The organism is Thauera humireducens, assembly GCF_001051995.2.
Lineage (GTDB): Bacteria > Pseudomonadota > Gammaproteobacteria > Burkholderiales > Rhodocyclaceae > Thauera > Thauera humireducens.
In genome coordinates this window covers 3,774,026-3,794,380 of the sequence record NZ_CP014646.1, presented here as the reverse complement: position 1 = coordinate 3,794,380, position 20,355 = coordinate 3,774,026, and the positions used below count along the sequence as shown (strand labels likewise).

The 20,355-nt window shown below is 63.7% G+C and carries 16 protein-coding genes; 4 read left to right on the top strand and 12 right to left on the bottom strand.

Annotated features, from left to right (window positions below; all coding sequences use genetic code 11):
• The first annotated feature begins 11 nt into the window (after positions 1 to 11).
• Positions 12 to 1,442, top strand: a complete 1,431-nt coding sequence (locus AC731_RS17595) for an ABC transporter substrate-binding protein (protein ID WP_082794366.1) — start codon at positions 12 to 14, stop codon at positions 1,440 to 1,442.
• Positions 1,443 to 1,568: 126 nt separating this feature from the next.
• Here the strand turns inward: AC731_RS17595 and AC731_RS17590 are convergent, their stop codons facing one another.
• The 11 genes from AC731_RS17590 to AC731_RS17545 form a co-directional block, all read right to left on the bottom strand.
• A complete protein-coding gene (locus AC731_RS17590) occupies positions 1,569 to 3,032 on the bottom strand; it encodes a glutamate synthase subunit beta (RefSeq protein WP_048708098.1) in 1,464 nt (487 codons plus the stop codon).
• Positions 3,033 to 7,715 carry a glutamate synthase-related protein gene (locus AC731_RS17585; RefSeq protein WP_004253801.1) on the bottom strand — a complete coding sequence of 1,561 codons (4,683 nt, stop codon included), beginning with the start codon at positions 7,713 to 7,715 and terminating at the stop codon, positions 3,033 to 3,035. It lies immediately after the preceding gene.
• A 34-nt stretch (positions 7,716 to 7,749) separates the two neighbouring features.
• Entirely contained in the window at positions 7,750 to 7,884 is a 135-nt protein-coding gene (locus AC731_RS20335; protein ID WP_257721758.1) for a hypothetical protein, read from the bottom strand.
• Between the two features lie 139 nt (positions 7,885 to 8,023).
• Positions 8,024 to 9,148, bottom strand: a complete 1,125-nt coding sequence (locus tag AC731_RS17580) for a deoxyguanosinetriphosphate triphosphohydrolase (RefSeq protein ID WP_048708094.1) — start codon at positions 9,146 to 9,148, stop codon at positions 8,024 to 8,026.
• Positions 9,149 to 9,221: 73 nt separating this feature from the next.
• Entirely contained in the window at positions 9,222 to 10,304 is a 1,083-nt protein-coding gene (gene aroB / locus AC731_RS17575) for a 3-dehydroquinate synthase (protein ID WP_048708091.1), read from the bottom strand.
• Positions 10,292 to 10,822, bottom strand: coding sequence for a shikimate kinase (locus AC731_RS17570; protein ID WP_004253792.1), 531 nt, complete (start codon positions 10,820 to 10,822; stop codon positions 10,292 to 10,294). The genes aroB and AC731_RS17570 overlap by 13 nt, the downstream gene beginning before the upstream one ends.
• 86 nt (positions 10,823 to 10,908) lie before the next feature.
• Entirely contained in the window at positions 10,909 to 13,059 is a 2,151-nt protein-coding gene (pilQ, locus tag AC731_RS17565) for a type IV pilus secretin PilQ (RefSeq protein WP_205626607.1), read from the bottom strand.
• Positions 13,056 to 13,577 (bottom strand): pilus assembly protein PilP, encoded by a 522-nt coding sequence (locus AC731_RS17560; protein WP_004253787.1) that lies wholly within the window; start codon positions 13,575 to 13,577, stop codon positions 13,056 to 13,058. The genes pilQ and AC731_RS17560 overlap by 4 nt, the downstream gene beginning before the upstream one ends.
• A complete protein-coding gene (locus AC731_RS17555; protein ID WP_004253783.1) occupies positions 13,574 to 14,251 on the bottom strand; it encodes a type IV pilus inner membrane component PilO in 678 nt (225 codons plus the stop codon). The genes AC731_RS17560 and AC731_RS17555 overlap by 4 nt, the downstream gene beginning before the upstream one ends.
• Positions 14,248 to 14,853, bottom strand: a complete 606-nt coding sequence (locus tag AC731_RS17550; RefSeq protein WP_004253781.1) for a PilN domain-containing protein — start codon at positions 14,851 to 14,853, stop codon at positions 14,248 to 14,250. The genes AC731_RS17555 and AC731_RS17550 overlap by 4 nt, the downstream gene beginning before the upstream one ends.
• On the bottom strand, positions 14,850 to 15,926 hold the full coding sequence (locus tag AC731_RS17545; RefSeq protein WP_004253778.1) for a pilus assembly protein PilM: 1,077 nt from the start codon (positions 15,924 to 15,926) through the stop codon (positions 14,850 to 14,852). The genes AC731_RS17550 and AC731_RS17545 overlap by 4 nt, the downstream gene beginning before the upstream one ends.
• A 177-nt stretch (positions 15,927 to 16,103) precedes the next feature.
• Here AC731_RS17545 and AC731_RS17540 point away from each other — a divergent pair, with 177 nt between their 5' ends.
• Positions 16,104 to 18,521 carry a penicillin-binding protein 1A gene (locus AC731_RS17540; protein ID WP_048708087.1) on the top strand — a complete coding sequence of 806 codons (2,418 nt, stop codon included), beginning with the start codon at positions 16,104 to 16,106 and terminating at the stop codon, positions 18,519 to 18,521.
• A gap of 4 nt (positions 18,522 to 18,525) precedes the next feature.
• On the opposite strand, the gene cyaY is transcribed toward AC731_RS17540, so the two are convergent.
• Entirely contained in the window at positions 18,526 to 18,852 is a 327-nt protein-coding gene (gene cyaY, locus AC731_RS17535) for an iron donor protein CyaY (RefSeq protein ID WP_048708085.1), read from the bottom strand.
• A 36-nt stretch (positions 18,853 to 18,888) separates the two neighbouring features.
• Between cyaY and lptM the strand changes: the two genes are divergently transcribed.
• Both lptM and lysA read left to right on the top strand, forming a co-directional pair.
• On the top strand, positions 18,889 to 19,077 hold the full coding sequence (lptM, locus tag AC731_RS20455; protein ID WP_038010915.1) for an LPS translocon maturation chaperone LptM: 189 nt from the start codon (positions 18,889 to 18,891) through the stop codon (positions 19,075 to 19,077).
• Positions 19,074 to 20,354, top strand: coding sequence for a diaminopimelate decarboxylase (gene lysA / locus AC731_RS17530; RefSeq protein ID WP_048708082.1), 1,281 nt, complete (start codon positions 19,074 to 19,076; stop codon positions 20,352 to 20,354). The genes lptM and lysA overlap by 4 nt, the downstream gene beginning before the upstream one ends.
• Position 20,355: the final 1 nt, after the last annotated feature.

Below are 20,355 nucleotides of genomic sequence, written 5' to 3'. Positions count from 1 at the left end.
TGGTCAGCGGGATGGCAATTGTTTCAGGATACGCTGCTGCGAAAGACCAGGTCGTGTTCGGGATCACGCTGGAACCCGACCGGCTCGATCCGACCAGCGCGCCTGCAGCGGCAATCGGCGAAGTCGTGCACTACAACGTGCTGGAGGGGCTTGTAAAGATCGAAGAGAACGGCCAGACAAGCCCGATGCTTGCGGAATCCTGGGACATGTCGGTCGACGGCAGGACCTACACCTTCCGGTTGCGGCCCGGCGTGCGCTTTCACGACGGACAGGCGTTCGATTCGGCCGCAGTGAAGTTCTCGTTCGAGCGCGCCCGACGACCCGATTCCGGCAACAAGTCGCGAAAAAAACTGTTCGACAAGATCGAGCGCATCAGCACTCCCGACCCGCTCACGGTCGTGCTGGTGCTGCGTCATCCCGATCCTCACCTGCTGTATCGCCTCGGCGAGAGCCCCGCGGTGATCCTGCATCCCGCCAGCGCCGATCGCGCCATGGCCGCCCCGATCGGCACCGGGCCCTTCCGCTTCGAGCGATGGGACAAGGGGCACTCGATCACGCTCGTCAAATGGCCTGACTACCGCGACGCCGATGCCGTCCGCCTGCAGCGCGCGGTGTTCCGCTTCACCAACTCCTTCGTCGACAAAGTCGAGCTGCCACCCGAAGTGGATGTGTTCTTCAACTTCGCCACAAAAACGGTTCTGCGCAACCGGCTGAACGAACGCTATCAGGTACTCATCGGCGGCTCGAGCAGCAAGGCACTGCTCGCGATCAACAACCGCCACAAACCGCTCGACGACGTCCGCGTACGCCGCGCGATCAACCATGCCATCGATCGTGCCGCCGTGATCCAGCACATCCTCGATGGTCGCGGCAGCGCGATCGGAAGCCACTTCTCACCCACCGAAATCGGCTATCTGCATCTGGCCGACCGCTACCCCCACGACCCCGGTCGCGCCAGGGCATTGCTGGCGGAGGCCGGCATCGAGGGTCGCCTCAGGCTCAAGCTGAGCTTGCCGCCCACCCCTTACGCGCGGGACGGCGGGCAACTGCTCGTGCAACAACTCGCCGCAATCGGCATCGACACGGACGTGGAACTGGTCAGCTGGGCCGAATGGCTGAACGGCGCATTCAAGGGCGACTTCGAGCTGACGCTGATCAACCACGTCGAGCCGCTCGACTACGACATCTACACCGACCCGTCCTACTACTTCGGCTACGACAGCGCCGATTTCCGCGCGCTGGTCGAGGCCCACCGCAACGCCGACAACCCCCGCCAGCGCAACCGCCTGCTTGCCGACATCCAGCGCAAGTTGGCGGACGATGCCGTCAATGCCTGGATCTATGCGCCGCAGGTGTCCACCGTGGCACGCAAGGGGCTGGAAGGGCTGTGGGTGAACTATCCGATCTACGTCCATGATCTCGCCGCACTGCGGTGGCGCTGAAGGGGCGCCCTTGAGGACGGGTTCTTAGCCAGGCGGTATGCGGCACACCCTGCCGCCGTGAACGGACGGAGGGGGCGGATCACTTACCCGATCCGCCCCCTCCGGGCTCGACGCCTGCTCTCCGCCTTACCTCGGCAACAGGCTCTCGCCCATCAGGAACTCATCCACCGCGCGGGCGCACTGGCGCCCCTCCCTGATCGCCCACACCACCAGTGACTGGCCGCGACGCATGTCACCCGCAGCAAACACCTTCGGCACGTTGGTGGCGTAGCAGCCTTCGCCATCGGTCGTCGCCCTGGCATTGCCACGCGCGTCCTTGCCGACGCCAAAGGCCTCGAGCACGCCGCCCACCGGCTGGGTGAAGCCCATCGCGAACAGGACCAGGTCGGCCTTGATCTCGAACTCGGAACCCGGCACCTCGGACATCCTGCCGTCCTTCCACTCCAGGCGACAGGCCTTGAGCGCCTTGACCTTGCCATTCTTGCCGATGAACTCCTTGGTGGCGACGGCGAAGTCGCGCTCGCAGCCTTCCTCGTGCGAGGACGAGGTGCGCAGCTTGGTCGGCCAGTAAGGCCAGGTCAGCGGCTTGTTCTCCTCCTCGGGCGGCATCGGCATCAGTTCGAACTGGGTCACGCTCGCCGCGCCGTGGCGGTTGGACGTGCCGACGCAGTCGGAGCCGGTGTCGCCACCGCCAATCACCACCACGTGCTTGCCCTTGGCCGAGATCGGATTGGGTTTGTCACCGGCGACCTGCTTGTTCTGCGGGATCAGGAACTCGAGCGCGAAATGCACGCCCCCGAGTTCGCGGCCCGGCACCGGCAGGTCGCGCGGTACTTCGGCGCCGCCCGCCAGCACCACGGCATCGAAGTCCTTCTGCAGTTGCTCGGCGCTGACCACTTCCCTGGCGTCACTGACAATGCCGGCCGGCATTTCCTTGGCCGCCACCAGCACACCGGTACGGAACACGACGCCTTCGGCCTGCATCTGCTCGACGCGGCGATCGATCAGCCACTTCTCCATCTTGAAGTCGGGGATGCCGTAGCGCAGCAGCCCACCGATGCGGTCGTTCTTCTCGAACACCGTCACGTCATGGCCGGCACGGGCCAGTTGCTGCGCGGCCGCGAGGCCCGCCGGGCCAGAGCCGACCACGGCGACCTTCCTGCCGGTCCTGACATCCGCAACCTGCGGCACCACCCAGCCTTCTTCCCAGGCCTTGTCGATGATCGCGTGCTCGATCGACTTGATGCCCACCGCCTCGGTGTTGATGTTCAGCGTGCACGCTGCCTCGCAGGGCGCGGGGCAGATGCGGCCGGTGAACTCCGGGAAGTTGTTGGTGGAGTGCAGCACCTCGATCGCTTCGCGCCAGTGGCCGCGATACACGAGGTCGTTCCAGTCCGGAATGATGTTGTTGACCGGGCAGCCGTTGTTGCAGAACGGGATACCGCAGTCCATGCAACGCGCGCCCTGGATCGACGCCTGCTCGTCGCTCAGGCGAACGACGAATTCCTTGTAGTTCTTCAGGCGCTTGCCGACCGGCTCGTAGGCCTCCGACAGGCGCTGATACTCCATGAAACCAGTTGGTTTGCCCATTTATGCGGCCTCCTTCTGTGCTTCGCGCTGCTGCGCCATCTCGGCCAGCGCGCGGCGGTACTCGTGCGGGAACACCTTGACGAACTTCTTGCGCCAGGTCGCCCAGTTGTTGAGGATCTCGCGGGCGCGAACGCTGCCGGCGAAACGGACATGGCGCTCGATCAGACCCTTGAGGATGAGCTCGTCGCCCATGGTCAGGTGGTCGATGTCGACACGGCCGTGGGACTCGAGCTCGTCGCCCGACTCCGAGCCCTTGCGCGCGGCGATCTCGTCGGGCAGGGGCTCGAGCGCGACCTGCGCCATGTTGCAGCGCTGCTCGAAGGTGCCGTCCTCGTCGAGCACGTAGGCCACGCCACCCGACATGCCAGCCGCGAAGTTGCGGCCGGTCTGGCCGAGCACGACGACGGTGCCACCGGTCATGTACTCGCAACCATGGTCGCCCACGCCTTCCACCACTGCGGTGGCACCGGAGTTGCGCACCGCGAAACGCTCGCCGGCGACACCGGCGAAATACACCTCGCCCTCGGTCGCGCCATAGAGCACGGTGTTGCCGACGATGATGTTCTCGGGCGTATCACCGCGGAACTCGGCCTTCGGACGCACGACGATGCGCCCGCCCGACAGCCCCTTGCCGACGTAGTCGTTGCCCTCGCCCACCAGCTCCAGCGTGATGCCGCGCGCCAGGAAGGCACCGAAGCTCTGGCCGGCGGTGCCGTTCAGGCGGATGTGGATGGTGTCGGACGGCAGGCCGGCGTGGCCGTAGCGCGTCGCCACCTGGCCCGACAGCATGGCGCCGACGGTGCGGTTGATGTTGCGCACCGGCAGGTCGATATTGACCTTCTCGCCCTTTTCCAGCGCCGGCTTGGCGAGCGCGATGAGCTGGTTGTCGAGCGCACCTTCCAGGCCATGGTCCTGGACCTCGGTGTGCAGACGCGGCACTTCGACCGGCACGTTCGGCAGGTAGAAGATGCGCGAATAGTCCAGCCCCTGCGCCTTCCAGTGCGAGATGCCCTGCTTCATGTCGAGCAGGTCGGCGCGGCCGATGAGGTCGTCGAACTTGCGGATGCCCAGCTGGGCCATCAACTCGCGCACTTCCTCGGCGACGAAGAAGAAGTAGTTCACCACATGCTCGGGCTGCCCCTGGAAGCGCGCACGCAGCACCGGATCCTGGGTGGCGACGCCCACCGGGCAGGTGTTGAGGTGACACTTGCGCATCATGATGCAGCCTTCGACGACCAGCGGCGCGGTGGCGAAGCCGAACTCGTCGGCGCCGAGCAAGGCGCCGATGATGACGTCGCGGCCGGTCTTGATCTGGCCGTCGACCTGCAGCCGCACACGCGAGCGCAGGCGGTTGAGCACCAGGGTCTGCTGGGTTTCGGCCAGGCCGAGCTCCCACGGCGAGCCCGCGTGCTTGATCGAGCTCCACGGCGAGGCGCCGGTGCCGCCGTCATGGCCGGCGACGACGATGTGGTCTGCCTTGGCCTTGGCCACACCCGCCGCCACCGTGCCGATGCCGATCTCGGACACCAGCTTGACCGAGATGCTGGCCACCGGGTTGGTGTTCTTCAGGTCGTGGATCAGCTGGGCCAGATCCTCGATCGAGTAGATGTCATGGTGCGGCGGCGGCGAAATCAGGCCGACACCCGGCACCGAGTGGCGCAGGAAGCCGATGTATTCCGACACCTTGTGGCCGGGCAGCTGGCCGCCTTCGCCCGGCTTGGCGCCCTGGGCCATCTTGATCTGGATCTGGTCGGCGTTGACCAGGTACTCGGTGGTGACGCCGAAGCGACCCGAGGCCACCTGCTTGATCGCCGAGCGCAGCGAATCGCCGGCGTTCAGCTCGAGGTCGCGGGCGATGCGGTTCTCGCCGATCACCTGCGACAGCTTGATCGCCTGCGTCAGCGGCTTGAAGCGCATCGGATCCTCGCCGCCCTCGCCGGTGTTCGACTTGCCGCCGATGCGGTTCATCGCCACGGCCAGCGTGGTGTGCGCCTCGGTCGAGATCGAACCGAGCGACATCGCACCGGTGGCGAAGCGTTTGACGATCTCCTTGGCGGGCTCGACCTCGTCCAGCGGCACGGGCGTGACCGCTGCCTTGAGCTCGAACAGGCCGCGCAGCGTCATGTGGCGCCTGCTCTGGTCGTTGATGATCTTGGCGTATTCCTTGTAGGTGTCGGCCTTGCCCGAGCGTGTGGCGTGCTGCAGCTTGGCGATCGCATCCGGCGTCCACATGTGCTCTTCGCCCCGGACGCGGAAGGCGTACTCGCCACCAGCCTCCAGCATGTCGTGCAGCACCGGGTCGGCGCTGAAGGCCGCCTTGTGCTGGCGGATCGACTCCTCCATCACCTCGAACACGCCGATGCCTTCGACCTGGCTGGTGGTGCCGGTGAAGTACTTGTCGAGCAGCGCCTGCTGCAGACCGACGGCTTCGAAGATCTGCGCGCCGGTGTAGGACATGTAGGTCGAGATGCCCATCTTGGACATGACCTTCATCAGCCCCTTGCCGATGGCCTTGACGAAGTGCTTGACGTACTTGGCCGCCGATTCGGCGTCGCCCGCGAGGTGCTGCAGCGTCTCGAGGGCGAGGTAGGGGTGAACCGCCTCGGCGCCGTAACCGGCGAGCACGGCGAAGTGATGCACTTCGCGCGCCGAGCCGGTCTCGACCACCAGGCCGGCGCGGGTACGCAGGCCCTTGGCCACCAGATGCTGGTGGATGGCGGACAACGCCAGCAGTGCGGGGATCGCCACGCGATCGGCCGCAAGCTTGCGGTCGGACACGATCAGGATGTTGTAACCACCCAGCACCGCGTTCTCGGCATCGGCACAGAGCGAGGCCAGGCGCGCTTCGACGCCTTCCTTGCCCCATTCGGCCGGATAGCAGATGTCCAGCTCGGCCGAGCGGAACTTGTTCTGCGTGTAGCGCGCGATGTTGCGGATCTTGGCCATGCCTTCGAAGTCCAGCACCGGCTGGCTCACCTCGAGGCGGAACGGCGGATTGATCTCGTTGATCTCGAGCAGGTTCGGCTTCGGCCCGATGAAGGACACGAGCGACATCACCATCTGCTCGCGGATCGGGTCGATCGGCGGGTTGGTGACCTGCGCGAAGAGCTGGCGGAAGTAGTTGTAGAGCGGCTTGTTCTTGGACGACAGCACCGCCAGCGGCGAGTCGTTGCCCATCGAGCCCGTGGCTTCCTCGCCCGCCTTGCCCATCGGCTCGAGGATGAACTTGATGTCTTCCTGGGTGAAGCCGAAGGCCTGCTGGCGGTCGAGCAGCGGCGCGACGCGCTCGTCGGCTGCAGCGGTGTCGAGCACAGCCGGCGCCTCGAGGGTGTCGAGCTTGATGTTGATGCGGCGCAGCCAGTCGGCGTAAGGCTTGGCGTTGGCCAGCGACTCCTTGAGCTCCTGGTCGCCGATGATGCGGCCCTGTTCCATGTCGATCAGGAACATCTTGCCCGGCTGCAGGCGCCACTTCTTGACGATCTTGCTGTCGGGAATCGGCAGCACGCCCGACTCGGAGGCCATCACGACGAGGTCGTCGTCGGTGACGAGATAGCGCGCCGGACGCAGGCCGTTACGGTCGAGCGTGGCGCCGATCTGGCGACCGTCGGTGAAAGCCACCGCGGCGGGGCCGTCCCACGGCTCCATCATCGCCGCATGGTATTCGTAGAAGGCGCGGCGCTTCTCGTCCATCTGCGTGTGCGACTCCCAGGCCTCCGGGATCATCATCATCATCGCGTGGGCAAGCGAGTAGCCGCTCATCACCAGCAGTTCGAGCGCGTTGTCGAAGGACGCCGAGTCGGACTGGCCGGGATAGATCAGCGGCCAGATCTTCTGCAGATCTTCGCCCAACAGCGGCGAATGCACGCCCTTCTCGCGCGCGCGCATCCAGTTGTAGTTGCCGCGGAGCGTGTTGATCTCGCCGTTGTGGGCGATGTAGCGGAACGGGTGGGCGAGGTCCCACTTCGGGAAGGTGTTGGTCGAGAAGCGCTGGTGCACCAGCGACAGCGCGGACACCGCACGCGGATCGAGCAGGTCGGGATAGTACTCGCCGACCTGGTTGGCCAGCAGCAGGCCCTTGTAGTTCACCGTGCGTGCCGACATCGACACCATGTAGAACTCTTTGCCGTGCTTGAGGTTGAGCGCGCCGATGGCGTTCGCGGCGCGGCGACGCACGACGTAGAGCTTGCGCTCGAGCGCCTCGGTCACCATCACGTCGGCACCGCGGCCGATGAAGATCTGGCGGATCACCGGCTCCTTGGCCTTCACGGTCGGCGACATCGGCATGTCGTGGTTGACCGGGACGTCGCGCCAGCCGAGCACGACCTGGCCTTCGGCCACGACCGCACGCTCGATCTCTTCTTCACAGGCCAGGCGCGAAGCGGCTTCCTTGGGCATGAACACCATGCCCACGCCGTACTCACCGGGCAGCGGAAGGCTCACGCCCAGCTTCGCCATCTCCTCCCGGTAGAGCTGGTCCGGGATCTGGATCAGGATGCCTGCGCCATCGCCCTGCAACGGGTCGGCACCGACCGCACCGCGGTGATCCAGGTTCTTCAGGATCTCGAGGCCCTGCAGCACGATGTCGTGGGTTTTCCTGCCCTTGATGTGGGCGATGAAACCCACGCCGCAGGCATCATGTTCATTGGCGGGGTCGTAAAGACCCTGCTTTTGGGGCAGATCCATCTTCTATTCCTCAAACGACAACGGAGTTCACGCGTCAGGGGTCGGGCATCCCCAAAAAACGAACGCGCACAAAAAAGCCGGGCGCGCGCGCACCGGCTTTGTGGTTTGCACCAAAGTGGTGCATATAACGCTTTTTGATGACCGTTTCAGCGAAATTGTGCTGCTGCATGCACCATTTCGGTAACCGCCACCAAAGATCTTCTTGACAAAAAACTATACGCCCGTGAAACCACAGGTTCAAGATTTTTTTTGCACTGCGGCACGCCATTTCGGCAAATTGTTCCACGACATGAAACACGACGGCGGCGTCAGTGGATCTCACCGACCGCAAACAGCCGACGATGCTCCTTCATCGCATAGCGGTCGGTCATGCCTGCAATGTAGTCGGCGATCGCCCGCGGCTTGTCGTCGCGCGCCCTGGACTGATACTGCGGCGGCAGGATGTGCGGATCGTCCATGAATGCGACGAACAGGTCACTGATGATGCGGCGCGCCTTGTTGGTCATCCGCAGCACCTGATAGTGGCGATACAGGCTCTCGCGCAGGAAGAGCTTGAGCTCGCGCAGGCGCGGCAACAGGCTGTCCGAGTAAGCCACGAGGCGCGGCGCGGCGCGGACGTCGTCGAGCGTGAGCACGCCTGCGGCGGCGATGTTGGCGCGCGTCTGCTCGAGCAGGTCGATCACCATCAGGTGAATCATGCGCCGCACGGTTTCGTTGATCAGCTTGCGCCCTGCAAGACCCGGCCAGCGTGCCTCGACCGCGCGCCGCTGGGTCGCGAAGAGCGCCACCTCCTCGAGTTGCTCGAGCGTGATCAGCCCCGAACGCAGCCCATCGTCGATGTCATGATTGTTATAGGCGATCTCGTCGGCAAGGTTCGCGAGCTGCGCTTCAAGCGAGGGCTGGAAGCCATCGAGGAAGCGTCGTCCAACGTCACCGAGCAGTTCGGCGTTGGCGCGGGAGCAGTGCTTGAGGATACCCTCCCGCGTCTCGAACATCAGATTCAGGCCGTCGAAGGCGGCATAGCGATCCTCGAGCAGATCAACCGTGCGCAAGGACTGCAGGTTGTGCTCGAAACCGCCGTAGTCCTTCATGCATGCATTCAGCGCTTCCTGTCCCGCATGACCGAAAGGCGTGTGCCCGAGGTCGTGCGCCAGCGCGATCGACTCGGCGAGGTCCTCGTTGAGATTGAGCTGGCGGGCGATACCGCGGGTGATCTGCGCGACTTCGATGCTGTGGGTGAGCCGGGTACGGAACAGGTCGCCTTCGTGATTGACGAACACCTGCGTCTTGTACTCGAGCCGTCGAAACGCTGTGGAATGAACGATACGATCGCGGTCGCGCTGAAACTCCCCCCTCGCGACCGGAGCTGGCTCGTCGTGGGCCCGCCCACGTGAATTCGATTCGGAGACGGCATAGGGGGCGAGTTGCAGCATCGTTTCGTCCTCGATTCAGGAAGGAGCGGGTTTGAGGGCGGCGCATCTGCACGCCGGCCCTGTCGGCGTCACCTCAGCGACAGCGCGCCTCGATGGCCCTGCCAATCTCGGCTGGCACCGCGTCGCCATGGATCACGCCCTGCCCCAATGAGCGCAGGAGGATCAGCCGCAGCCTGCCCGCCTCAACCTTCTTGTCGTGGGCCATCAAGTCGAGGTAACGCTCGACCCCCAGCCTCGGACCATACACCGGCAAGCCTGCGCGCTCGAAAAGCGCTGCGACACGGGCAACGTCGGCCTCTGTCAGCCAGCCCAGGTGTCGCGAAAGCTCGACCGCCATCATCGTACCGGCTGCGACCGCCTCGCCGTGCAGCCATTCGCCATAACCGAGTCCGGTCTCGATGGCATGACCAAACGTATGACCGAGATTGAGCAAGGCGCGCTCGCCCTGCTCGGTCTCGTCGGCCGCCACCACCTCCGCCTTGTTGCGGCACGAGCGCTCGATCGCGTACGCCAGCGCATCCGGCTCACAAGCCACGAGGCGCTCGAGGTTGCGTTCGAGCCAGCCCAGGAACTCGGCATCCCGTATCAGGCCGTACTTGATGACTTCTGCAAGTCCTGCCGAAAGCTCGCGTGCAGGAAGAGTGCTCAACGTGTCGATGTCGGCCAGCACCAGCCTCGGCTGGTAGAAAGCGCCAATCATGTTCTTGCCCAGCGGATGATTGATCGCGGTCTTGCCACCCACCGACGAGTCCACCTGGGCCAGCAGGGTGGTCGGGATCTGGATGAAGGGCATGCCACGCTGATAGCACGACGCGGCAAAACCGCCCATGTCTCCAACGACCCCGCCTCCGAGCGCGATGAGCGTGGTCGAGCGTTCGCAACGCTCAGCCAGCAGCATGTCGAAGATGCGGTTCAGCGTCGGCCAGTCCTTGTGCGCCTCGCCATCGGGCAGGCTGACTGCGCTCACCTGCACCCCCGCAGCGTCGAGCGCAGCACGCAGGCGGTCGAGATAGAGCGGCCCGACCACGTCGTTGGTCACGACGGCCACCCGCCGGGTCCGGAGGTGCGGCAGGATCAGGTCGGCGCGATCGAGCAGGCCGCGGCCGATGTGGATCGGATAGGCGCGATCGCCCAGGGCAACGTTCAACGTACGCATGGCGTCTTCTTCACTTTCTGCAGCGCATTTTCGATCATCCGCACCATCGCCCCCGGATTGCCGCGCCCGCCCTCCACGATGAGGTCCGCGACCTCACGATAGAGCGGATCACGCGCGAGGTAGAGTTCCTCGATGCGCTGGCGTGGATTCTCGACCTGCAACAACGGACGGTTACGGTCGTGGCGGGTGCGCTCGAACAGGACCTGAGGGGGAACGTTGAGGTAGATGACGACACCCCGCTCCCGCATCAGATCACGATTCTCGGGCGTCGTCACGACACCCCCACCCGTGGCGATAACGATGTCGGGCTCCCGGGTAAGCTCGTCCATCATCAGCGTCTCGCGGCGACGGAACCCAGTCTCGCCTTCGATCTCGAAGATCGTCGGCACGCTCACGCCGGTCCGCGCCACGATCTCATGGTCGCAGTCGGCGAACCGGACATTGCGCCTGCGCGCAAGCTCCTTGCCAACGGTGGTCTTGCCGGCCCCCATCATGCCGATCAGTATCAAGCAGGTCACGCGCGAATCGCCGGAAGTCCAGATGAAAAAGGGCGGGCACCCTCTCGGGATGCCCGCCGCGGCATTGTATCAGCAGCGTGAAGGACTTACCGCAGGGTCAGCGCATCAGCGACGATACGCGGCGTGATGAAGACCAGCATTTCACGGCGTTCGGAGTTCTTCATGTTGGTCTTGAACAGATGGCCCAGCACAGGGATGTCGCCCAGCAGAGGAACCTGCTCCGTCGTGCTGGTATCAGTCTCCTCGTAGATGCCACCGATCACGACGGTGCCACCGTTCTCGATCAAGACCTCGCTCTTGACCTTCTTGGTATCGATCGCCGGGCCTGCGCTTGTATCTTCGCCACGCGAATCCTTGTTCACCTCGATCGACAGTTGCAGACGACCGTCCGGGGTAATCTGCGGCTTGACCTTCAGCGACAGCACGGCCTTCTTGAACGAAGTACTCGTAGCACCCGAACTGCTGGCCTCCTGGTACGGAATCTCCGTACCCTGCTCGATCAGTGCCTCCACTTGATTAGCAGTCAGCACCCGCGGACTGGAGACCAGGCGGATACGCCCGTCGGTCTCCTGAGCCACCAGTTCAAGGTTCAGGAAACGGGTCAGGCTGCTGTTGAAAAGCGTCAGATTCAGATTGCCATAGCCGCTGGTCAACGCGCTCGAACCACTGGTCGCACTCTCACCGACACGACGGATGACCGTGTTGATCGGGGCGTTCGGGCCCGTCACGATATTGCCGGACGAATCGACAGATCCGAACTCCGAGCTACCGAAACCGAGCCGACCTCCGTTCCCGATATGTCGGTTGGTGCGATCACCATACCCAAGGCGAACACCGAGGTCACGCGAGAAGGTCTTGTTGGCCTCGACAATCCGAGCCTCGATCAGCACTTGCCGCGGTGCAATGTCGATTTCCTGCACGAGCCGCCGCAGGGATTGCAACCGCGACGCCACGTCGGTGACGAACACCTTGTTGCTGCGCTCATCGACGACCACACTACCGCGCTTGGACAGGATTGTCTGGTCCTTGCTCTTGAGGAAATCAAAGATCTCCTTGGCCTTGTGGTAGTTGATCTGAAAGCTTTCGGTCGCCAGCGGCTCCAGATCATTGATCTGCTGCTTCGCCTCGAGCTGGAGCTTTTCGCGGGCAGCAAGCTCATCGCCCGGCGCGATCCAGATCACGTTACCGTTCTTGCGCATATCCAGGCCCTTGGCCTGCAGGATGATGTCGAGCGCCTGATCCCAGGGCACATCCTTCAGCCGCAGGGTAAGGCTGCCCTGCACTGAATCGGACGTGATGATGTTGAAATTGGTGAAGTCGGCAATAACCTGCAAAACCGAGCGGACATCGATATTCTGGAAGTTGAGCGAGAGCTTTTCACCCTGATACTGCCCGCGCGTGCCCTGCACGAGCTTGTTCGGATCCTCGACGACGCGCTTGACCTCAAGCACGAACCGGTTGTCGCTCTGATAGGCATTGTGCTCCCACAAGCCATTGGGCGTCACCGTCAGGCGAACCTTGTCGCCCATCTGCTGCGCGGACATCGACGTGACCGGCGTACCGAAATCAGTGACATCGCTGCGACGACGCAAATGCTCGGGAAGCGAGGCGCCCAGGAAGTCCACCACGATGTTTCCACCCTGCTGGCGAATATCGATACCGGTATCGGGGCTGCCAAGATCAACAACGACCCGCCCCTCGCCGTCCTTGCCGCGGCGGAAATTTACGTCGCGCACCCCTTGTCCGACCGCGGCTGTCGAGCGCGATTCGGCGAAATTGCCCTGTGCCTGCGCCACGACACTGCCCTGCATCTCCTGCACGCTGGCGGGGCGGATTGCGATCACCACGCTGCGACCATCGATACGAACGTCATGGGGGTTCATCTTGACCATGTTCAGCACGACGCGCGTCCGGTCGCCCGCCTGGACAATGTTGGCGCTGCGCAGATCGCCCTGTTCGATTGTCTGGGTCGTGCGCCCCAATGCATTGCCGGTCGCCGGGAAATCGAATGCGATACGCGCCGGGTTCGCCACGCTGAAACTCGGCGGCGGAGCACTCAACGGCTCTTTCATCGTCAGGCGGACATAGAGCGTACCCCCCTGTTCGGCGACTTCGAATCCTTCAATCTGGTTGGCAAAAGCCTGCACCTGCGCGGCATCCTGCGCGAGTACGGCGGGAGCGGGCGCAATGCCCGCGCAAGCGGCTGCCAGCAGCAGCATTCCGATGCGGTGTTTCATTTTCCGGCCTCCTGCCGCTCCTGCAATGTCAGCGCACTGGTCCGCTCGACCCAATCGCCATGCACGTCTTCGACGAGTTCCTTCAGTGTCACTTCGTTCTCGCTGATCTTGGTCACGACACCGAAGTCCTGCCCCATGTGATTCCCCACCTTCACCTGATGGAGGTTCTTGCCGGCCAACACCAATGCGTGGGAATTCTGCCCTTGCATCAGTACGCCCACCATGCGCAACGACTCGAGCGGGTATGCCTCAAGGGGCTCCTTTCGCCGCTCCATGTCAGGGCGCAACGCAGTGTTCGCCGCACGCTTCTCGACTTCCATCCGCCCCGTACGGAACGGGTCATCTCCTGTCGTGCCCTGGTAGGAAACGACCGGAAAAGGCTTGATCTCAGGTAAAGGCTTGACCGAACCACGCATGGCTCGTGCCTGCTCGCCCATCCAGGCCTGAATGTCCTGCTGTTCGCCACCAGAGCAGCCGGCGACGAGGACGGCGCAAGCGACGAATGCCGCCTTGTTCATCGTTTCTTCCCCTTCGCAGCCTTGGCAGCCTGTCGTTGTTGCGCCAACTCATCCTCGTCGAGATAGCGATAGGTGACTGCCTTGGCCTCCAGCTTCAGACGCCCATCCTTCTCCGTACTCATCGCGATGTTGTTGAGAGTGACGATCCGCGGCAGCCCGGCGACATCGCTCGCGAACTCACCCAACTCGTGGTAACCCCCGGTCACGCGGATGTCGATGGGCATCTCGGCGTAGAACTCCTTCACGAGATTCGCACCCGGCTTGAACAGTTCGAACTGCAAGCCACGCCCCAGACCTGCCTGGTTGATGTCGGCAAGCAGCGAATCCATTTCTGCCCGGTTGGGCAACTGTTTTAGCAAGGCCCCGAACTGTCGGTCGATCTCCGCGAGTTGCCGCTTGTGCTCTTCCAGGTTAACGGCCTGCCGCTTCTTGCTTACCCAGCTATCGCGCAACTGCCGCTCCTCCGCTTCGCGCTGAGTGAGCGTGTCAGCTTGATGCTGCCAATCGAACCACCAGAACGCGCCCAGCGTGGCCGCGAACAATGCCAGCATGACCGCAACGCGCGGAGCCAGCGGCCACAAGCCGGGATCACTCGAGTCGAGCCCCTTGAAATCCCTGGCCAGACGCTGAAAGTCGAACTTTCGCACCGTCTTCTGTGTGTCCAACATCTTCATTTTCGCGCCCCCTTGCCCTTGGCCGCAGGCGCGGGCTTCTGCTGGACCGGCTCTTCGGTCTTGGGTCGCTCGATGTTGATCCCGAGCGTGAACTCACTGACCCGCCGCCCCTCGACAGTCGATGCCTTAACCTCCACCAGCGTAGGCCGCTCGAGGAATGGAGACTCCTCCAGGTTCCGCATCAGGTGCGACACCCGGGCATTGGATTGCGCGTAGCCAACCAGCGTCACCCGCGCTCCCGCCTGCTTGACGGACTTCAGATAAACGCCTTCAGGCATTCCTCTGGCGAGTTCGTTGAATATATGCACAGCCTCTGAGCGCGTCCCCTGCAGCGACTCGATGACCTGCTTGCGCGCAAGCAAGGAATCAATCTGTTCCTGAAGACGACGAATTTCGGCGATTTCCTGGTCGAGCTTGGCGATTTCGGCCTTGAGGAAGGCGTTGCGAGCCTCCTGCCGCTCGATATAGCCCGAATAGACAGAATGGACGATGAAGCCGATGAGTGCGCCAATGACGACCATCGCCACCGAGAAGCCATAAAACCGCTGCTTGCGCAGCTTTCGCTTCTCGGCGCGGTGCGGAAGCAGGTTGATCCGTATCATGCGTCGAACCTCCGCAGGGCGAGACCGCAGGCCACCATCAGCGAAGGCGCATCAGCCAGCAGATTCTTCGGCCGCACCTTCGATGAGACGGTCATGCCGACGAAAGGATTGCCGATGATGGTCTCGACCTGGGTGCGAGCGGCCACCACCTCGGCCAGCCCTGGCATGACGGCGCACCCCCCGGCCAGAACAAGGTGGTCGACCTGGTTGTATTGGGTGGAGGTGAAGAAGAACTGCAGCGCCCGGGATACCTCGAGGGCAAGACTGTCCATGAAGGGGCGCATCAACTCGCGCGAGTAGGTATCGGGCAGCGCCCCCGCGCGCTTGGCCACCTCGGCCTCATCGATGCTCATTCCGTACTGCCGGGCGATATCCTGGGTCAGCTGATTGCCACCGAACGCCTGCTCCCGCGCATACACCTGCTGCCGATTGCGGAAGACCGTGACATTCATGACGTTGGCGCCAACATCGACCAGACCGATGACCTTGTCTTCACCGCCATTGGGCAACTGGCGGCTGACGAGCTCAAGCGCGGACTCGGTCGCCAGCGACTCTACATCGACCACGGTCGCCTTCAGGCCCGCCGCTTGCGCCACCGCAACGCGGTCCTCGACCTTGTCCTTGCGGGAAGCGGCGATCAGCACCTCGAGTTCGTCGGGGCTGCCCGGCGCCGGACCGATGACCTGGAAATCCAGGTTGACCTCGTCGAGCGCGAAGGGGATGTACTGATTCGCCTCGGACTCCACCGAGAGCTCCATTTCCTGCTCTCGCAATCCCGTCGGAAGGATGATCTTCTTGGTGATGACTGACGAAGCGGGCAGCGCCATTGCGACATTGCGCACCCCAGGGCCGAAGCGACGCAAGGCACGCCTGACGGCATCGCTCACCGCCTCGAGATTGGCAATATTGCCGTCTGTGACCGCATCACGCGGCAAGGGCTCAATGGCATAGCGCTCGACTTTGTAACCTTCCTTGTCCCCCCCGGCGAGCTCAACCAGCTTGACCGATGAAGATGAGATATCGAGCCCAGCAAGCTGATTTGCAGCAGAGCCGAAAAAGGGGAGTTCAATCACAAAGAAAGTCCTTACATTTCTTTATGTTACGAGTCAAAGCTGACTTTTGTCATGAAATGCTATCAACAAGACCCGATACATGTAAAGGGAACTGTTTCACAACTAACGACTGGAAACAGCATCTCTGAAGGGCATCCCGTATAATGCGCGCCCTATTGACATCAATGTGGACTGCTGATGCGCTGGGTCCTTTATCCGGTCGCGGCGCTGCTGGCGCTTGCAATTCTCGGCCTGGCGACACTCGCGGCAGTGTCGCTCTTCGCCTGGCCGAACCTCCCCTCCCTTGACTCGCTGACCGATTACCGTCCGCGTGTCCCATTGCGAGTATATACGGCAGATGGGCATTTGCTTGGAGAGTTTGGCGAGGAGCGGCGCGATGTCGTTCGCATAGCCGAGGTTCCCTCGGTGCTCAAGCACGCAATCCTTGCAGCCGAAGACGAGCGCTTCTACGAACACGCCGGCGTGGATCCCGTTGGGATTGCGCGAGCGGCACTGGCAAACCTGACGTCGGGCGGCCGCGGGCAGGGCGCATCCACCATCACCATGCAGGTTGCGCGAAATTTCTTCCTTACGCGCGAAAAAACCTACAATCGCAAGCTTTACGAAATTCTACTCGCGCTCAAGATCGAGCATGAGCTCAGCAAGGATCAGATCCTCGAGCTCTACATCAACCAGATCTACCTGGGACAGCGCGCCTACGGCTTCGCCGCCGCCGCCCGCGCCTACTACGCAAAGACGCTGGACGCACTCACGCTGCCCGAAGCCGCGATGCTTGCGGGGCTTCCCAAGGCACCATCGGCCTTCAACCCGATCGTCAACCCGGCGCGCGCGACCGTGCGACAACAGTATGTATTGCGCCGCATGCTCGAGGCCGGATTCATCGGACGCGACGCCTTCGAGGAGGCACTTGCGGTCGCAACGCCAACGCGCAGTCAACGCGACACGCATGTTGCGCGCGCACAACAAGACAACGGCATCCACGGCGAGTATGTGGCCGAGATGGCTCGTCAGATCGCGGTCGAGCAGTTTGGCGACCAGGCCTATGAGCTGGGCATCCGGATCGTGACGACCATCACGCGCAAGGATCAGGAAGCGGCCTACGCGGCACTGCGCAAGGGTGTGCTCGATTACGACAGGCGACATGGCTATCGTGGCCCGGAGGCATTCGTCGACCTGCCACAGAGCGGCGTCAGCGATGAACGTCTGGATGAGGCACTGTCGGACATCAACGATCACGATGACCTGCTGGCCGCGCTGGTGTTGCAGGCCTCCCCGAAAGCCGTGACGGTCTACCGCCGCGGCGAAGAAATCACGATCAGCGGCAACGGCCTGCGCTTTGCCGCGCCGATGCTCGCAGAAAAAGCCCCACAGACAAGGCGAATCCGCCGCGGCGCGATCATCCGGATCCGCGATACGGGTGACAAGACCTGGGAGATCGCGCAACTGCCGGAAGTGCAGGCCGCACTGGTTTCCGTCGACCCGAAGGATGGCGCGGTGCGCGCCCTGGTCGGCGGCTTCGACTTCGCCCGCACGAAGTTCAACCACGCCACCCAGGGGCAGCGCCAGCCAGGGTCGAGCTTCAAGCCGTTCATCTACTCGGCCGCACTCGAACGCGGCTACGGCCCCGGACATGTGGTCGCCGACGATCCGCTCTACTTCCCTGCCGGCGTGACGGGCAGCCAGGCCTGGGAGCCCAAGAACTACGATGGCAAGTTCGCGGGGCAGATGACTGTGCGCGACGCTCTCACACGCTCGCGCAACCTGGTGTCGATCCGACTGCTGCAGGACATCACGCCGGTCTTCGCCCAGGATTATGTTGGACGCTTCGGGTTCGACCCAGCCAAGCACCCGCCTTACCTGACGATGGCGCTGGGCGCCGGTAGCGTCACGCCGTGGGAAATGGCCTCGGGCTACGCCGTGTTCGCCAACGGCGGATTCCGCATCGACCCCTATGTCGTGAAGGAGATCTACGACGGCAACGGCCGCCTGGTCGCGCGCACCGACCCTCCCGTGGCGGGACAGAGTGCACCACGCGTGCTTGATCCGAGAAATGCCTGGTTGATGGACTCGATGATGCAGGACGTGATGCGGCGAGGAACGGCTGCGCGCTCGCGCAGCCTCAAGCGCAACGACCTGGCTGGCAAGACAGGCACGACCAACGACTATCTGGACGCCTGGTTCTGCGGCTACAACCCTGACGTCGTCGCCATCACCTGGGTCGGCTACAGTCAGCCGCGCAATCTCGGCCGTGGCGAAACCGGTGGCGCGGCGGCATTGCCGATCTGGATCAATTACATGAGCAAGGCGCTGGAAGGCAGCCCGGAGGCCCAGCGCCCGCGTCCCGACGGCCTGGTCCAGATTCAGGCCGGAGACGGCAGCCGGATGGATTACCAGTACGCCGAATACGAGCCGCCGGAACCTCCGCTTGCTCCCGACTGGCTGCGGAACATGTTTGCATCCGACGATCAGGGCCCTGCGCTCGAGGCGCCTGAAGAAGCCATTCCGCCGACGCCCATCCCCCTCAGTCGCCCGATTCCAGCCGCGCAAGCACCTGCACCGGTCGAAGACCGCATGCCGGTGCCCATCCGGCGCTGACGGATCAGTCCGGACGGACCAGGCTGACGGCCTCGCCAGCCTGGTCGCTCACCAGCGCAGCCAGCATTGCCCACAGCTCGTCGCCTCCGCGCGTATTGGCCCAGCGACCCTGCTCATGGCGAAAGTGGAATCCGCCGGACCGGGCAGCCACCCAGATCTCGCGCGCGGCGCTATGGCGGTTGATGATCATCTTGCTGCCGTTGTCGAACTCGATCTCCAGGATGCCGCCGGGCTTGGGTTCGATGTCGATATCGGCGCCGCACGCCTCCAGTGCGTTCTCGATACGCTCGAGCTCAGCCTCGGCCAGCGCGTTGAATGCAGCCTCTTCCATGCGGATCCCTTCTGTTAGCATTCCAGTTTTTCGTGAATGACGGCGATGCGAGCCAAAATTACCGCAATCGCGCTTTCCTGCGCGCTCCTTTCGGCCTGCGGCATCAAGGGCCCGCTCTACCTGCCTGCCCCCAAGACCGGCACGTCCGGCCCGGCGGCACCGGGCGCCGATCATAGCAAACCCGTCCTGCACCCGGACCCGTTCTCAGACCGCGAGCTCCAATGACTGACCAGAACAACATCGCCGCCCCGCTGCCGACACCGACCCTGCATGCCGAGAACGGCGTGCTGACCCTCGAAAGCCTGTCGCTGCCCCAGATCGCCGAGCAGTACGGCACGCCCACCTACGTCTACTCCAGGGCCGCACTGACGTCTGCCTTCGACGCCTGGAAGCAGGCCCTGAGCGGCCGCAAGGCGCTCGTCTGCTACGCGGTCAAGGCCAACTCGAATCTCGGCGTCCTGTCCGTGTTCGCCCAGTTGGGTGCGGGCTTCGATATCGTCTCGGGCGGCGAACTGGCCCGCGTGCTGGCGGCCGGAGGCCGCGCCGACCGGGTCGTATTCTCGGGCGTGGGCAAGACCCGGAGCGAAATGCGCCAGGCCCTACTGGCCGGCATCCGCTGCTTCAACGTCGAATCCGCGACCGAGCTGGAGCGCCTCGACGCAGTCGCCGCTGAACTTGGCAAGACCGCACCGATCGCCCTGCGCGTGAATCCCAACGTTGATCCCAAGACGCACCCGTACATCTCCACCGGACTCAAGGACAACAAGTTCGGCGTCGCCTTTGCCGATGCCCAATCGCTCTACCGCCGCGCAGCGACGCTGCCCAACCTGCACATCGCGGGCATCGCCTGCCACATCGGCTCTCAACTGCTCGACCCGGCACCCGTCGCCGAGGCCGCACAGAAGGTGGCGGACCTGGTGGATCGGCTCGCCGCCGACGGCATCGTGCTCGAGCACATCGACCTTGGCGGTGGACTCGGCATCCGCTACCGCGACGAAGCCCCGCCAAGCGTGGCGCAGTATCTCGCACCGCTGCTGAAGGTGTTCGAAGGCCGCAAGGAAGAGCTCTGCTTCGAGCCCGGCCGGTCGCTGGTCGGTAACGCAGGGCTGCTGCTGACCCGTATCGAATACCTCAAGCCCGGCGAGACGAAGAACTTCGCCATCGTCGACGCTGCCATGAACGATCTCGCGCGTCCGGCTCTCTACGATGCGTGGCACGAGGTGGTCGAGGTCGTCGAGCGCGATGTAGCCACGCAGACCTACGACATCGTCGGCCCGATCTGCGAGAGCGGCGACTTCCTCGCCCGCGGACGCGAACTGGCCGCGGCCGAAGGCGACCTGCTGGCGATCCTGTCCGCAGGCGCTTACGGCATGACCATGAGCTCCAACTACAACACCCGCCCACGCGCCGCCGAAGTGATCGTCGATGGCAAGCAGTCGCATCTGGTCCGCGAGCGCGAATCCGTTTCGGCGCTGTTCGCCGACGAAAAACCGCTGAGCTGAA